The following is a 16742-nucleotide window of genomic DNA, read 5'->3' as shown; positions in this document are numbered from 1 at the left end:
CCTTTTAATTGGTAAAAGACGTTGCACAATAGGTATTAAAAATCCGAATATGCAACGTCTTGTTTTCTATATTTCCTTATAGCTGATCTTGTGAAAAGAATTCCAACCTATTTGGTTAGTAAATTCGTTTTAACAATATCAACTTCATATTATTGTATAGGTTTAACGGTGGTAAAAGTTTGATACCAAGCATATGTTCCATCCTCTTCAACTCTAACTTTCAATAAGTTTTCTGTTACCTGTATGATTTCATAAGTACTTGCTCCAACGTACCAGGACATAAAACCGCCATCACTTAAACTAAAGCTGGTTCCTCTGTATCCCCCATCAATTGTTGCAACAGATGACGCTGGTCCGAACGAAACGCTTTTAACTCCAAACATAGTAGTAACAACATCTTCACCATAACATAGATCGCCATCAACTCCTATCTTACCTGCGTAGGTTCCTGGAATATAAGCAGATCCTGTAGTTTGTTCGAAAGTTAAACCTTCAGCAGTTTTGGTAAACACAAATTCAGCATCATACATACACGATTTTTCGAATGGTGCTGCACTAAACCATGCACCATATGCTTTGCCTGCATCTTCAAAATTAGGACCCAAAGCGATGTGTCCTGGTTGATCTGCTGCCCAATACCACGTCTTAGAGCTTCCTCCAGTCAGGAATTCTGCAGCTTCATCATCTGTGAAGGTGCTTAAAACTTCAATCTGTATGGTTTTACTCGAGGAAATACCACCTGTACCAATAGCAATTACTGTAACATTGTATGTATTAACACCTGTTTTAGCAAAAACATGTGATACATTACCATCCGCAGCAATCTCACTATCCTTTCCATCTCCAAATAGATAATTAAAAGTAATCTCATCATTTGCTGATGCCGAAAAATTTACCACACCACTGCCATCACCATATAGGTTTTCATCATCCTGACCAACTATTTCATAGGAAAGATCAACATTGCCTGGTACTTTTAGTGTACCTAATTCATACTTCTCTTCATCGCAGCCAGTAAAAATCAACAGCGCTCCCAGAAGCAGAGTGGATATATATTGAATATTTTTTTTCATAAGTTATTCTCTTAAATTAATAGAAATAAAGGTTGTCTATAAAAACCATTGCACTTGAAGATTCGAAGAGCAGCTGCGTTACCCCTGTTAAGTCGGTAGAATAATCTGCTAAAGGGATATCAACACCTGCCCAACTACCTAGAGTTATGGATGGCACCACCTCAATATCTTCGTTACCTGCAATGGTGTTCACCAGTTTTAAAGCAAGACTGGTTGCATCATTTGTCCAATAATCAAAATGCACATAGGTCTTGCCGGACAAATCAGTTGGATTGTCGTAATCTGTAACAATTCCTGTGTAGTTAAGGGCTTGATATAAGAGTACATTATTTCCACCAAAATCAACATTGGTTAATGTAGTTGTTTGTCCCCAACCAGGATTCCATTCATTTACCGCAATATTTGTATAAGCATCACTAAATATGGAAATCACATCCGCAGCATTCGTTGTTGGTGTTGGCGCTGCTTCTGTTGGTGCTTTATAGAAATATAAGTTATCAATATATACTGTTGCACTTGAAGATTCGAAAAGCAACTGTGTTACCGCTGTCAGATCAGTAGAATAATCCGCTAAAGCGATATCAACACTTACCCAACTTCCAACAGTAACAGCAGAAACCTCTACAATATCTTCACTACCCACTACTGTGTTCACCAGCTTTAACGCCAGCTTATCAGCATCACCCGTCCAATAATCAAAATGAACAAATGTCATTGCTGATAAATCAGTTGGATTGTCATAGTCAGTTACAATACCAGTAAAGTCTAATGATTCGTACAATAAAACATTATTCCCGCTAAAATCAATACTGGTTAATGTTGTTGCCTGTCCCCAACCAGGATTCCATTCATTTACTGTAATATTTGTGTAAGCATCACTAAATATGGAAATCACATCAGACACATATCTTGCAGGTGGTACTGGAGGCGCTTGAGTTGGCGATGATGATTTTGCTTTATAGAAATAAATATTGTCTACAAAAACAGTTCCTGCCGCCCATGGATCGCCAACTAATTTTAATTGAATGATATCTGCAACTGTTAATCCCTGATCTGTAAATTCAGATATTGCAAGATCAATACTGGTCCATTCAAAAGCAGTTAAATCGCTCGAAACTGGTTTTTCACCATTTGTACCGCTAATCAGTGAAGTTTCTAATTTGGTAACATCAGGAGTCCAAACATCCATATGTAAAAATTCCATACCAGTAATATCTACAGATGTTCCATCAGCTAAAGCAATTCCCTGATAGCTAAGATTGATGTATTGAAGCATTTTATCACCATTCAGATCAAATTCTCCATAGCTGCTTCCCTGACCCGATTGTCCCCAATCCGGGTTGTAGTTAATTCCTTCAATATCAGCATAAGCAGAACTGTAAATCGAAATTACATCTTCTACATTTCTGGAAGGAGGTGTTGGTGCCGACGTAACCGGAGCTAAAATCTCAGTAACTGTAAATGTGAATGTAGAATCAGTAGTCGCTGCTCCTGCACTTTTTGCAATTACTCTAATTTCATAATCTCCTGCAACCTCATAAAGATGAGAGATAAGCTCATCAGGCATTGCTGGTGTTGGCTCTTCATCGGCCACATCACCAAAATAGATATCAAAAACAGTTGCATAATTAGCTGTTGCACTAACATTTACCTTCTTAGAAATGCTAAGATCATTTTCAACAACAATTTTTAAATTTTCAGGGGCTTTAAAGGAAACATTGACTTCTTGAATAAATTCAGTAGAAAGACCAGTAGAACCAATAGCTAAAATGCTAAGCTGATATACACCTTCAACATAAGTATGCGCCGCCTCTTGCCCCTGAGTATATTCTGCAACTTCAGAACCATCGCCAAAATCTATTCTATAAGATGAAGCACCATCTGCATTTGGTATAATTGTTACTATACCCGTATTATCCTGAGTAATATTGAATATGGCTGACACATTAGTTGGTGCAGTCACATAATCCAATGAATACAACTTATCTTCATCCGTTTCGCAAGCAAAAACGACAGCTAAAATGAAAATAAATGCGCTTATTTTATTTAGTATTTTCATATGTTTATTATTTGTTTTTCAGTTGCCATATGGAACTTACCACGCCGGGAATAATCATCTTCCTGTATGTCAAAATACCTTGGCATGGACGTTTCATATGATTATAATTTGTTTTTATTTGCCATATAGCCTGTCCCGAACTTGTTTCGGGAGAACTTACCATGCTGAAATAATCATCTCCCTGTGTGTCAAAATCGATTTGGCATAGACGTTTCATATTCTTTTAGTTTTAATAATTTGGATTTTGTTCCCAATTCCCGTTGGCAAACTGAATTTCTTCTAATGGAATAGGAAACACCTCATTTTTACCTGCAACAAATCCATCTATTTCACTGGCCGCTCTGCCTGTTCTCACCAAATCAAAGAAATGATGTCCTTCTCCTATTAATTCAACTCTGCGTTCATGATAAATCGCATCAGTTAAAGCAGCTCCTGTTAATGTAACATCGTGATTCGTATCTCCAAAAGCTCTGCGTCGAACTTGTGAAAGATATTCTTGTGCTTTTGTGTCTGAAACTCCACCTCTATTATTGGCTTCAGCAGCCATCAATAAAACATCAGCATATCTGATTGCTCTGTAATTGTTAGGATTGGTCAAGTTCAAATCACCTTGTGCATCAGCACTCCTTTTGCGCGGAATGTATTTTCTATTGAAGTATCCGGTATGTTCAAAACCAGTAGTATATTCTGCACCTGTTTCAGCAGCCCAGGCTTCGATATCCAATATGGCAACATCTTTACGGTTATCGCCTGGTTCGAACTCATCTACTGCATCTTGTGTTGGCAGATTAAAACTAAAACCAGACGTATATAAATCACCAACATAACCTCTTACTCCACTAAATCCAACCGCTACATTTCCTTCGCTGCATTGCAGACAACCAAAACCAGCACCTTCCACATCAGTATATTGAACCTCGAAAACAGATTCTACTCCATTTTCGCCTTCTGCCTCGAAGATTGTGTTGTAATCAGATACTAATGAATAATTTTCATCCTTAATCAGCTCTTCAAAAACTGCCGCAGACTCAGAAAATTTATCCTGAAACAAATATGCTTTACCAAGCAAAGCCTGAGCAGCACCTTTTGTTACACGGCCGGTTTGACTTGCAGTTGCTGGCAACACTTTAATAGCCAAAAGCAGATCTGCTTCAATTTGTGCATATACATCAGATACCGGTGAACGTGGAATTGAAGTTTCATCTCCTAATTTATATCGCTCATCGATTTTAAGCGGAATTGCTCCAAACCATTTTACCAACTCAAAGTGATAATAAGCTCTTAAAAACCGTACTTCCCCAATCATTATTTCTCTTCCATCAAAGTCGATATTATCTTTGAATTCCATAAAGTAATTGCAACGCTGCACTCCGGCGAACATCCAGTTCCATACATCTCTCAGATTACTATTTACAGGTGTATGAATCATATCGTCAACCTGTTGCCATCCAACAACATCAGTAGCACTTTCGCCACCACAAAGAGTATTGTTTGAAGCTATTTCTCCTAATATTACATTTACATACGTTGATTGTAACATATCGTAAGATGCAATAAGAGCATTGTAATAATCATCTGAAGAATTAAAATAATTCTCAGAGTCAATTGAATATTCAGGTGATAGTTCTACAAAGTCATCAGAACAAGAAAAAACTAATGCTGATAATGAGATAAAAACCGTGAATACAACTTTGCTGTATAATCTATTTTTCATTTTCATGGCTTTTTAAAAATTAAGGTTTAATCCGAATGTAAATGTTCTGGCTGCAGGATAGAAACCATAGTCAATTCCACCACCAATTGGTGCACCAGTAGATGCTGCCGGATCAAAACCTGTATAGTCAGTAAACGTATATAGGTTGGCAACAGAGCCATAGAACCGCAGTTTAGAGATTCTTAATTTTTCAGTAATACTCTTTGGGAATGTGTAGCCTAATTGAACATTCTGAATTCGTAAGAAAGAGGCATCTTCAACAAAATAGTCTGAGAAAATATTGTTTGCAGTTGCAGCAGTTGTCAGCCGTGGAACAGAATTGCTTGTCCCCGCTCCAGTCCATCTGTTAAGGCTGGTGCTTAATCTATTTACATTTGAATTGGATCTCTCGTAATTACGAACCATCTCATTTCCAATTGAAGCGTAAGAATATGCTACGAAATCAAATCCTTTATAATTCAATGAAATGTTTAAGCCCATTGTTACATCAGGAATAGGATCTCCCAAATTCGTTCTGTCATCAGAAGTTAACTTTCCATCTCCATTGATATCAACATATCTGATATCTCCAGGTGATGCTTCGGCTCCCAGTGCAGTTTGAGAAGGATGTGCATCTACTTCTGCCTGATTTTGGAAAATACCATCTGTTTTATATCCATAAAAGTAACCAATAGCTTTTCCTACTTCCATTCTGGAAGGCGCTGGCTGACCGACACCAAAATTTCCACCTTCAATAAATCCAGAACCATTATTAACTTCAAGAACCTCATTATTTAATGTTGTGAAGTTGTAATTCACTTTAAAACTTAAATCTTTGGTAATGTTGCCTCTGTATCCAACTGCAAATTCGAGTCCTTTGTTGCGCACAGTACCCGCATTTACAGTAGGGCCAGCTGCACCTGGAGCAGCTACCCCAAGAATACCGGAAACAGGAATATTTCCAATCAGCAAATCGTTGGTAGTCTTAATAAAATAATCGGCATTAACATCTATTTTATTGTTTAAAAGTTTGATATCAACTCCTACATCAAACTGTTCTGATTCTTCCCATTTCACAGTTGGATTTGGATTTGCACCAATAGCCGTTCCCGGAGCCAAAACACCATCAAAAAAATAGGTTGCTTCACCATCTAACTGTGAAATGTATTTGTAACTATCAATTTTGTCAGATCCTAACAAACCATAACTCGCTCTCAATTTAATAAAATCGATTTCTTCAATGCCGCTCATGAAATCTTCATCCGAAATAACCCAACCCGCAGTTGCAGAAGGGAAGTAAGCAACACTTTCATCAGGACCAAATTTTGTTGAGGCATCCCTGCGGATCATTGCTGACAGCAAGTATTTTCCTTCATAATCATATTGAATTCTTGAGAAATACGACAATCTTCTTTGATCAAAAGTCCATGATCCAACTGATTTGGAATCACTAACCCCATTAGCTAATCCTATGTCTGCAAAATCCCATGAATTATTTGGAACATCATAACCTGTCGCATCCAAATGATTTCCCCACTCTTTAAAAACGGTAGTACCAAGTGTTGCTGATAAATGATGCTTTTCGTTAAAAGTATTATCATAAGTAACAAATGCATCAAAAGTATAATCATTAAAGTTTTCGGCATTCTGATTTACACTACTTCGTGTTTTATCGAACACTTTTCCTCCGTAATCAACAATTTTACTAAATGTCTTAGACTCTGAATTACTAGTATTAAATCCAATTCGTGCAGTCGCTTTCAAATGTTTCGAATATTCGTAATCCAAACTAAAATTACCATTCAACTTCTTCAAATTGTAATCATTATAAGTATCGGCAATTTGTGCTAATGGATTAATAATTTCAATCCCAAGACTGGTTGGAGCCAGGAAATAATTTCCATTTGAATCGTAAACCGGCATTGTTGAAGGCATATTTAATGCATTAAATAATACAGATCCAAGACCATTCTCATTAATTGATTTTCTTTTGATATACGTGTAAATTACAGATGACTTCATCTTAAAATTATCGGAAAGATCAGCTCCTAAATTTACTCTGGCTGTATTGCGTTTATAACCCGTTTTATCCTTCCCAACTATTCCTTTTTGGTCCAAATCTGAAGCACTTAAAGAGTATACAATTTTATCAGAACCACCATTAACACTAATATTGTTATTTAATACAGGAGCTCTTTCAAACAATTCATTTTGCCAGTTTGTTCCTTTACCTAAATTTGCAACATTCAAAAAAGGCAAAGCTTCACCATTGGCAGCATAGGCCTCATTTAATAAAACACCATATTCTGTTGCATTTAAAACCGGCAATTTTCTTGATGTTTCCTGAATACCGATAGAACTATTAAAGCTTACAGTTGCCGCTGTATTTTTTCGACCTGTCTTGGTTGTAATCAAAATAATTCCATTAGCACCAACTGTTCCATAAATTGCTGCCTGTGCATCCTTAAGAACAGTAATAGTCTCAATATCATCAGGATTAAGAGTTCCTAAATCACCTTGATATCCATCAATAATTGCTACCGGGGATGCATCACCATTTGTTGAGATTCCTCTAATACGGATGTCTAATCCTGAACCAGGAGCACCGGAAGCGGAAGTAACTGTTACTCCTGCAGTTGTTCCCTGTAGTGCCTGCTCTACCTTAACCGGTTTTAAAGCTTCAATTGTTTTAGAGTCAACAATGGACACAGCTCCTGTCACATCCCGTTTCTTTTGAGTACCATAACCTACTACAACTACCTCATCAAGACCTGTTGTCTGAGTGAGTAGTATTACGTTTATTACAATTTTACTTTCGACAAGAACTTCTTTAGTCTCAAACCCTATCATAGAATAAGCAAGTATTGCATCTTCAGTTACTTCAATAGAGTATTTACCATCAAAATCAGTTGAAGTTCCAATAGTTGTTCCTTTTACCACTACTGAAGCAAATGGTATGGGCGTACCATCCTCAGCAGAGGAAACGACACCAGTCACAACATGCCTTTGCGCGAATGTTGCCATGCAAAAGAATGTGAGAAATAAAAACAAGACCGTTTTTTTCATAAATTAGTTAGTTAAGATTAGAAATTAGTTCGATGTTCTGTTTCCACAGTATACACCTACAACGATTGCAATGTAAGCCCAACATCCATCCTAATCAAAAAAAACAATACATCACAAACTCTACATGCTGGAAACTCCAATACATCATTACTACATCACAGCACACTTACATATTTTTAAAACGCTAACAATTAACTTCTTAACATTAATTAACAATTAAGCATTTTTTAAATCCACCATACATCAAATTAAAAAGAGGCTAATGATTTTCATCACCAGCCTCTTTTTAGACAGAATAAATTTTATTGATTAGACGTTCAATATGAAGTCAATTAAATTTTCTTCCCTTGCTATATTAAATTTTTTCCGCAAACGATACCGGCTTATTTCTACTCCCCGAACAGAAATATTCATTAGCGGAGCAATCTCTTTTGAGGATAGGTTCATTCTTAAATAAGCACAAATTCGTAAATCTTTTGGTGTTAATTGCGGATGGAGTAATCGAAGTCTTTTCAGGAAATCTTCGTGCACCTGATCAAAATGTACTTCGAACTGCTCCCAATCCTGATCACTGTTGAACTCAGCATCGATAGTTTTCATTAATTGCCTTACCTGAACAAGAGCTGTTGGATCCTTAATTTTTTTCAGAGCTTTTTTCAATTCTCCAACCGAATAGGAAAGCACCTCATTTTTATGGATGATATTCATAGTAGATCCGGCCAACTCACGGGTTTTAAATTCAACTTCGCTGCGTAATTTATCATTCCGGAGCTGCACAACCTCCCTTTCCGTAATAAGTGCCTCTTCCCTAAACTTTTGTTCCTTTAGTCTCAGCTCTTCCTCCTGCTTCTTTTTTAGCTGGTTTTGCAAATACTTAATTCTATATCTTATAATAATAACAGCAGCGTAAATGCAGAACAATACAAGTAAAACATATATAGCAAATGCTGTGTGAGAACGATACCAGGGAGGTAAAATGGTAAAATGAAATGTATCCTTAGCAGATTTAACTCCATATTGATTCTCTGAAACCACTTCAAATACATATTCTCCCTCCGGAAGATTAGTATACTCTTTTTGAGAATTATTTGCCCATGGTGATGGAATTTCATCAAATCCAATTAATTGACACTGATATCGAATCAATTCCGGATTGCTAAATTGAGGCGCAGAATATTTGAATCGAATCGCATTGCTTTTATAAGGCAGCTCAACCCTATTTTCATTATCCGAATCAAATTGAATTGACTTAGCATTGGAATAAGTTCCGTAATAAATAATAGAATCTGTTTTCCCACTTATGCGAACTTCTCTGATGATAGTCTGAAACGCATCATTGTATTTTTTTACAACTGTAGGATCATAATGCACAAAACCATCCTCATTCCCAAATAAAACATTTTCCTTATCAACAACCGTAACATTCTCAAAAGCCCCAATAAAAGAAGATTTTAGGGGCGCGAATGGCTTTTTCAGTATTTCATATGAATTATCTACTTGTGACTTTAACAAACCTATATTTTCAGCCTGAAAAAACCAGACATCACCATTCTTTTGCTCAAACAACTTATTAACAGGCTCTTCGCTGTCAAATATATTATTTAAAGACTGATGAACTTCAAATCGATCCGATTCAGCCACATATTTATAAAAACCATTACTGGTTGAAAAAACAATTTCATCCCGGAGTTTGTGTACATCTATACCCAGATTTGACTGAAAGCCGTCTTCCACGCCATAAAATCTGCATTTTGCACATTCATCAAATCCTTCATTTAAGAACAGACGATATACACCTTTGTAACCATGACACATCCAAATCGAATTGTCGTCGTTCCAAACCATTTCCCGGCATGATTCATTGAAACCTTTAATTCTTTTAACAAATTTCCATTTATTATTCGTTTGTTTCGATTTCTCATAAAGTACTAAACCAGTATAGGTTCCACCAATCATAACATTCGGAATCTCTTTTTTATAAATGTAATTCCATCCACCGGCTATGTCAGAAATCAACTTTCCTACCTTTTTATCAATACTAAATGTTCCTTTATTGTGTCCGCAGATTAGCTCCCCGTCTACTACTTGTAAATGCCATACCTGACCCGAAGTATTCTTAACCAATTCGAAAGCCTCTTCTCCATTCCTTAGGCTCTGCGAAAAATCATATTTCCGTGCAAATAATCCAGTGTTTGTTCCCAGATACAAATACCCATCATAATATATTGATGCATAACCTGCCCCAAGATCTTTTTCTTTTGGAAAAATGGAAAGAGGAGAACTAATTTCCAGATAATCGATTCCATTGTCCAATCCAACCCACAAATTTTCCTTTCGATCCAAAAACAGACTTAATACTGTATTGTTCTGTAATCCTTTTTCAGTATTAATATTTTGAATTATTTGACCATCCTTGTTAATGATATAAACACCATTCCGAACCGTTCCAAAAGCAAATTTTAAATTCCCAAGTGATATTCCTGTATATACCTGATCTGTTTTGAATTTTTGACTCAAATCATTGTTCCATGTGGTAATCTGAGTACCATCATATAAAAACAGTCCATCTAATGCAGTAGCAATGAGAAGCAAATCATTTGACAAGGGAAGCAAACTAACAATTTCTTTATCAGCAAATATTTCACCACCTTTCACTAAATCAACAGACCTGCCATCGAGCACACAAAGTCCTTTTCTTTGTTCTCTTACAAAAAACTGATCATGAACAAGAAAACCAAAATGAAATTCATTTTCATTCTGAATTTGTGAAATTGCACCGTCCCTATAATAGAATATCTTTTGAAACGAATGAAACAGAATCCCCTTCTTATAAGGAAAAATTTGCCAGACTTCATCAAATTTCCGATCATTATCAGGCAAAAGATCAACGAGAGAATGATAGCTCAGCTTCCCTTGATTATCGGGCTTTAGATATCCAAATTCGTTATATGCACCAACAAATACCTGTCCCGAACTATCTACTGCCAACGAACGAACAACTGAATTATTAGGCATTGGAATCACACGCCAATTGTTTCCATCAAATTCCAATACCCCCTCGTTATTAGCAAAATAAAGCAGTCCATTGGGTGTTTGTGTAATGTCCCAATTCTGGGTTCCTCCTTTGTAATGACTTCGGGGGAAATTTTTTATAAAAGGAATTCCATTGTTCTTCACTTTTGAGAAAGCAAAAAAACTGCTGATGGAAATTAAAAGGAAAATAATCGAAATTCTTTTCAAGATAGGATCTGTTTGTTTCGCTGAAATTTAATATGATTCTAAGAAAGATCCAAACTAAAAGAAAATTGGTTCTTTTTATTCTATATTCAATCTTCTCAATTTTAATACTTCCACTAAAACAAATCAGGCATTATGTCACTTATTTCCTTTACTAAGGATAAAACGCCCATCAAACAAATATTTGATGGGCGAATGAATTTTCTTAATTTTTATTGTTTACGAAAAAGAGGCAATCCCAACCGTTGGCTTAAAACGAATACATGTCTGAAATATACGGGATTGCCTTCTTTACTGAAATTTGCACCATAAATAATGGAAGTTATTTATTCAGCCCCCAAGGTGCGTTTGGCTGTATTTTATTAATTCATTTCTGCAAGATAACGTTCTGCTTCTATGGCAGCCTGACATCCTGATGCCGCTGATGTTATTGCTTGCCGGTAATTTGGATCCTGAACATCGCCACAAGCAAAAACGCCTTTAATATTTGTCATTGGGGTGCCTGCCTGAGTCAGGATATAACCTTGTTCATCGGTATCAATATAATGAGTGAATACATCTGAATTGGGATGATGACCAATTGCCAAAAAGAACCCATCAATAGCAATCTTTACTTCTTTCTCCATTGGAGTGCCTACTTTACTAATTAATGTACAGCCTTCTACCCCATTCTCACCAGTTAACTCTACTGTATTGTGTTCCCACAAAATTTCAATATTCTTTGTTCTAAGAACTCTTTCCTGCATTGCTTTCGATGCTCTTAAAAAATCCTTACGAACTATTAAGTAAACCTTATTACACAAACCAGCTAAGTATGAAGCTTCTTCGCAGGCAGTATCGCCACCACCTACAACAGCAACATCTTTTCCTCTGTAGAAAAAACCATCGCAGGTAGCACACGCCGAAACACCCGATCCCCTATATTTTTCTTCACTCTCTAAACCCAAATATTTTGCCGTAGCTCCGGTTGCAATAATTACCGAATCTGCTTCAATATCTTTATTTCCATCTATCTTCAATTTAAAAGGTCGTTCGTGCAAATTCACTTCGGTAACAATACCCCAACGGCAATCGCAGCCAAACCGTTCGGCTTGTTTCTTTAGTTCACCCATCATAACATTTCCTGTAACTCCTTCAGGATATCCCGGGAAATTGTCAATTTCAGTAGTTGTAGTTAATTGTCCGCCTGGTTGCAAACCTTCATAAACAACAGGATTTAAATTTGCTCTTGATGCGTAAATTCCGGCAGTATACCCTGCTGGTCCCGAACCAATTATCAAACACTTTACTCTTTCAATATTCTCTTTACTTTCCATCTTTTTCTTCTTTCTATATTCTTAAGAAACTTTCTTCATCTTTTCCAACATGGTCTTAAGAATAACCTCGTCGGTTACTTCCATTCCCTCATTTGCCAAACGACCAATATTCCGAATAGTAGCTTCCACATCATCATCAATAATACCATTCATTCCATTTAAACAATTGTGGTTCATAGCCAATAATGAGGATTGAATTGCAGCACTTACACTTGCAGCAATCTTATGAGAACAACCATATTTTGCTCCATCGCAAATCATACCGGTTACACCCCCTGTCATATTCTGTAATGTCATCCCCATTTGTTTGAAATCGCCTCCCATAATATAAGTAATTCCGCATCCTGCCCCGGCAGTAGACAATAAAACGCCGCAAAGTGCAGATAGTTGACCAACGAAAGATTTCATATAAATAGTAACTAACAATGCCAAAGCCAATGCTCTTAGTAATGTTTCATTACTCACTTTAAATTCTTCTGCAGCAACCACCACAGGCAAAGTAACGCTTATTCCCTGGTTTCCGCTGCCACAATTAGACATTACAGGCATTGCGCTTCCAGCCATTCTTGCATCTGAAGCGGCTGCTGTAAGCATTATGGATCGGTTCATTAAATCCTCTTTAAGAATTCCTTTCCGGATATTAATCATCATGGATTTACCCACCTGAAGTCCGTAATTCCCCTTTAAACCTTCCTCTGCAATAGACTTATTAAGCTTTACTCCCTTTTCAATGAAAGCGATATCAGCTATGTCAACAGTAGTAATAAATTCATAAATACTACGGAAGTTCCAGTCTTTCATACTAACGACAGCATCGGTTCCTGATTCAGGAGCGTTTCGATAAATAACATGGTCATTACGTTCAACTAAAACAACATTGGTATGTCGATCCTGAATCACAACACGGCCTGTATTTTCACCCTTAAAGCAGATGCATTCTATATACAGTTTAGCCACACCATATTTTACATCTACCTGAACTTTTCCTTGGCTCACAAAGGTTTGCGCCAATTCAACAATGTCAGGACTAATTCCATCCAGAACTTCTAATCCAGCCATAGGATTTCCTCCCAAAGCACCCAAAGCCCCTGCAATCGTTAAACCAACCATACCCGAACCTGGAATTCCAACTCCCATTCCATTCTTAAAAATATTTCCACTTACGTGAAATTCAATCCGATCTGGAAATTGATTCAAAATTTCCCTTGCTTTTGCAGCAGCATAAGCAACTGCGACTGGTTCTGTACACCCAAGTGCCGGAACAAATTCTTCTTTTAGTTTTTGCAGGTAAAGTTCCTTCATTACTGATTTTTCAAGAAAAACAAACTGTATGCTTTTCGATAATTTACTAGTGGTTGGTTAATAGTTTCAGACAAAAGAGCGGACCGGCAAGCCTACTATAACCAACCGGCCCTAACTAAATCAAAACAGACTAATGATTTTGTTGTACTACTTTTTAGGATTCATGATTACTTCAACAGTATTCACGTTTTTAAATATTTCTTTTGCAAATTTCTGAATCGAGTCTGCATCGATATTTTCAATCATTTTTATGTAATCTTCTTTAGACGTTAGTTCCGACCCCAGCATCAGGTTCTTTTGAATACTGCTCATCCAGAAAGAGTTTTCCAATTCAGCTTCTTCTCTGCTTTTAATAAAATTGTTCTTAATCTCATTTAAATCAACAGCATCGCAAGCCTCATTTTGAATCTTAACAATTTCCTCCTTAACAATTTCAACCAAACGATCACGCTTTTCAGGATTACAATCGAAACTGATATTCAATGAGTATTCCGGACTTGGCAACTTTGATGCTGAAGGGCTAACTTGAACACCATAAGAGCCACCTTCTTCTTCACGAATAGTTACCATATATCTTTTAGACAGAAGCTGAGACACTACATTAAGCATCATTCTGTTCTTCAAGTTATATTCGAAATCGCCTTGCATATCGTAATTCACAGTTGTTTTAGGCACAGCCATTTTACGCTCGAAAATTCTGCTTGTTATTCCTTTGGCAGGCCCCACTTTATGATCTAAATATGCTTCTTTTTTGTTCGTAGAACTGATGTTACCAATATACTTTCGAATCATTGGTAAATGTTCCTTCTCGTTAATATTACCAACAAAAATGAACGTAAAGTCGCTTGCATTGGAAAAACGCTCTTTATAAATTTCAGAAGCTCTGTTAAAGTCAATCTTATTAATAAAATTCTCGCCAAAAAGTAAGGTGCGCGGAGAATAATTTGTCGATACTAAAGCTATGGTATCCTGAAGTGCTTTATTATTGTCCACTTTTATGTTTGCAACATAATCTCTCATACGTGCCATCTGTGCACTAAAAGGAGCTTCTTCGAAACGAGGTGCTTCAAAATTCAGGTAAAGCAATTGTAGTAAAGTCTCAAAATCCTGAGGAGAAGCAGAACCTGAAAATCCTTCTGTCAATTCTCCTAAACTTGCACTCAAACCAACAATTTTACCGGCTAATTTTTTCTGTAACTGAGTTGCATCAAACTCCCCAACACCTGACATTTCAACAATACTTGCTGCCATATCAGCGGAAGCAAGATCTTTATCAGCAATTAATGATGTTCCTCCAAAACTGAAAGAAGACATTGAAATTTCATCCTTACTGTATTCAGTAGGAAGAATAACTACTTTTGCTCCGTTCTCAAGAACATAACCTTTAGCATCAGTTCCCTCAACTCCGAACTGACTTAAAATCTTAACCGGCTTCAACTTCTTAGCAACAAGAGGCTGATTGCCTGCTTCATCAATATAAGCTTCCACATCCGAAGATTTCACTTTAGCTGCAACAGCCAGCAGTTCTTCTTTAGTTGGGTAAACTTGTGTTTCGTTATCAGGACCTTGTAATATTAATGCTGAATTATCAACGTTAGAATAAGACTTTACAAACGCATTCACCTCTTCGAGTGTGATGGCTGGAATTGTTTTAGCTGCAAATTCCATTTCCCACTCCAACGAAGGAAATGGTTCTGCTTTTAAGAACAGGTCTCCTAATTGCTCTGCCCACTTATCATTTGTAATTTTGCTGTAATTCGCAGCATATGACTCATATGATCTCATATATTGCACTTTAGTCCTCTCTAGTTCCGAAGCAGTAAAACCATAACGCTTAACACGTTCCAACTCTGTTAATGCTTCAGTGAAAGCTTCCAGTTCTTTACCTGATTTTGGTGCAACATAAATATAGTCAGCACCTTTGGTGCGCGCTAATTCATATCCTCCAAACTCTATACCTATAGCCGAACATTCCAATTTCTTGGTGTTTTCAGAGATGCGGGCAGCAAGCATCTGGTTGAACATACCCTTGGCCAAATCGTTTCTTTGAGTGGTTTCATTCTTAACAGCATCCAAATCGTAGCGGAATAGCCACATAATACTAAGATTTTTAGCTTCCTTGTCTTTAGCGGCAACATAACCAACTTCTTTTGAATCCTCAACCTTAGTATAAGTGCGCTCTGCAGTATTTTTTTTCATTGGAATTTTTGAAAATAAATCCTTTACTTTCTTCTCAATACTTTCCGCATCAACATCTCCAACAATAACTACAGCCTGTAAATCCGGACGATACCATTTCTCATAGTAATCACGAAGTTCCTTATGTTCAAAATGATCAATTACATCCAAAGAACCGATCACATCACGTACTGCATACTTCGAATTATTATACATCACCGATGATGTTTGATCTCCCAAACGCTTACGAACATTTCTTCTGGTACGCCACTCTTCATGAATAACACCACGCTCCGACTCAATTTCTTTGCCTTCCAGCAATAATCCACCAGACCAGTCATGCAAAACCAATAAAGCCGAATCCATCAACCCTTCACTCCCTGTAGGAATATTACTGATATTATAAACAGTTTGATCCTGAGCAGTATAAGCATTAATGTCACGCCCAAAAAGAATACCATTTTTTTCCAAATAATCAAGCATGTTCTTACCTGGAAAATTTTCCAAACCATTAAACGCCATGTGCTCCAGAAAGTGAGCCAAACCATTTTGAGAATCTTCTTCAAGAATCCCTCCCACGTTTTGTACAAAATAAAAACTGGCACGGTCTTTTGGCTCCTCGTTATGCAATATATAGTAAGTCAATCCATTTGATAACTTACCTTGCTTCACCTTTGAATTCAATGGAATCGTTGTTGTATACTGAGCTTTTGAGACCAAACCTGAGCATAAAAAAACACTCGCAAAGAGTAATAATACAATCTTATTCATACGTTAAATTTTACTTTATAAATTCTTCTCATTAATAATTCCGAGAG

9 protein-coding genes are annotated in these 16742 nt (G+C 36.8%); all 9 read right to left on the bottom strand.

All coding sequences use genetic code 11. The features are described 5' to 3' along the window. Window positions 1–149: 149 nt before the first annotated feature. Entirely contained in the window at window positions 150–1073 is a 924-nt protein-coding gene (locus tag ACHZAX_RS07435; RefSeq protein WP_101309227.1) for a PKD domain-containing protein, read from the bottom strand. 16 nt (window positions 1074–1089) lie between these two features. After that, window positions 1090–3132, bottom strand: a complete 2043-nt coding sequence (locus ACHZAX_RS07430; RefSeq protein ID WP_320018616.1) for a hypothetical protein — start codon at window positions 3130–3132, stop codon at window positions 1090–1092. A gap of 7 nt (window positions 3133–3139) precedes the next feature. After that, window positions 3140–3349 carry a hypothetical protein gene (locus ACHZAX_RS07425; RefSeq protein WP_320018615.1) on the bottom strand — a complete coding sequence of 70 codons (210 nt, stop codon included), beginning with the start codon at window positions 3347–3349 and terminating at the stop codon, window positions 3140–3142. A 12-nt stretch (window positions 3350–3361) separates the two neighbouring features. Further along, complete coding sequence (locus tag ACHZAX_RS07420) at window positions 3362–4846, bottom strand: RagB/SusD family nutrient uptake outer membrane protein (RefSeq protein ID WP_101309247.1); 1485 nt, start codon at window positions 4844–4846, stop codon at window positions 3362–3364. A gap of 12 nt (window positions 4847–4858) precedes the next feature. Then, complete coding sequence (locus ACHZAX_RS07415) at window positions 4859–7849, bottom strand: SusC/RagA family TonB-linked outer membrane protein (RefSeq protein ID WP_320018614.1); 2991 nt, start codon at window positions 7847–7849, stop codon at window positions 4859–4861. A 351-nt stretch (window positions 7850–8200) separates the two neighbouring features. Beyond that, window positions 8201–11131 (bottom strand): helix-turn-helix and ligand-binding sensor domain-containing protein, encoded by a 2931-nt coding sequence (locus tag ACHZAX_RS07410; RefSeq protein ID WP_320018613.1) that lies wholly within the window; start codon window positions 11129–11131, stop codon window positions 8201–8203. A 359-nt stretch (window positions 11132–11490) separates the two neighbouring features. Then, window positions 11491–12444 (bottom strand): thioredoxin-disulfide reductase, encoded by a 954-nt coding sequence (trxB, locus tag ACHZAX_RS07405; RefSeq protein WP_320018612.1) that lies wholly within the window; start codon window positions 12442–12444, stop codon window positions 11491–11493. Window positions 12445–12465: 21 nt separating this feature from the next. Beyond that, window positions 12466–13746: an L-cysteine desulfidase family protein gene (locus ACHZAX_RS07400; RefSeq protein ID WP_320018611.1), complete on the bottom strand. Its 1281-nt coding sequence runs from the start codon at window positions 13744–13746 to the stop codon at window positions 12466–12468. A 147-nt stretch (window positions 13747–13893) separates the two neighbouring features. Further along, a complete protein-coding gene (locus ACHZAX_RS07395; RefSeq protein WP_320018610.1) occupies window positions 13894–16695 on the bottom strand; it encodes a M16 family metallopeptidase in 2802 nt (933 codons plus the stop codon). Window positions 16696–16742 lie beyond the last annotated feature (47 nt).

The sequence above is a fragment of the Labilibaculum manganireducens genome (genome assembly GCF_963665805.2).
Lineage (GTDB): Bacteria > Bacteroidota > Bacteroidia > Bacteroidales > Marinifilaceae > Labilibaculum > Labilibaculum manganireducens.
This window is presented reverse-complemented; position numbering and strand designations above follow the sequence as displayed.

Excerpts from the sequence above, each read along its gene's own strand:
- trxB (WP_320018612.1), bottom strand. The coding sequence starts at position 12,444 with ATGGAAAGTAAAGAGAATATTGAAAGAGTAAAGTGTTTGATAATTGGT.
- ACHZAX_RS07415 (WP_320018614.1), bottom strand. The coding sequence starts at position 7,849 with ATGGCAACATTCGCGCAAAGGCATGTTGTGACTGGTGTCGTTTCCTCT.
- ACHZAX_RS07395 (WP_320018610.1), bottom strand. The coding sequence starts at position 16,695 with ATGAATAAGATTGTATTATTACTCTTTGCGAGTGTTTTTTTATGCTCA.
- ACHZAX_RS07430 (WP_320018616.1), bottom strand. The coding sequence starts at position 3,132 with ATGAAAATACTAAATAAAATAAGCGCATTTATTTTCATTTTAGCTGTC.
- ACHZAX_RS07425 (WP_320018615.1), bottom strand. The coding sequence starts at position 3,349 with ATGAAACGTCTATGCCAAATCGATTTTGACACACAGGGAGATGATTAT.
- ACHZAX_RS07400 (WP_320018611.1), bottom strand. The coding sequence starts at position 13,746 with ATGAAGGAACTTTACCTGCAAAAACTAAAAGAAGAATTTGTTCCGGCA.
- ACHZAX_RS07420 (WP_101309247.1), bottom strand. The coding sequence starts at position 4,846 with ATGAAAAATAGATTATACAGCAAAGTTGTATTCACGGTTTTTATCTCA.
- ACHZAX_RS07435 (WP_101309227.1), bottom strand. The coding sequence starts at position 1,073 with ATGAAAAAAAATATTCAATATATATCCACTCTGCTTCTGGGAGCGCTG.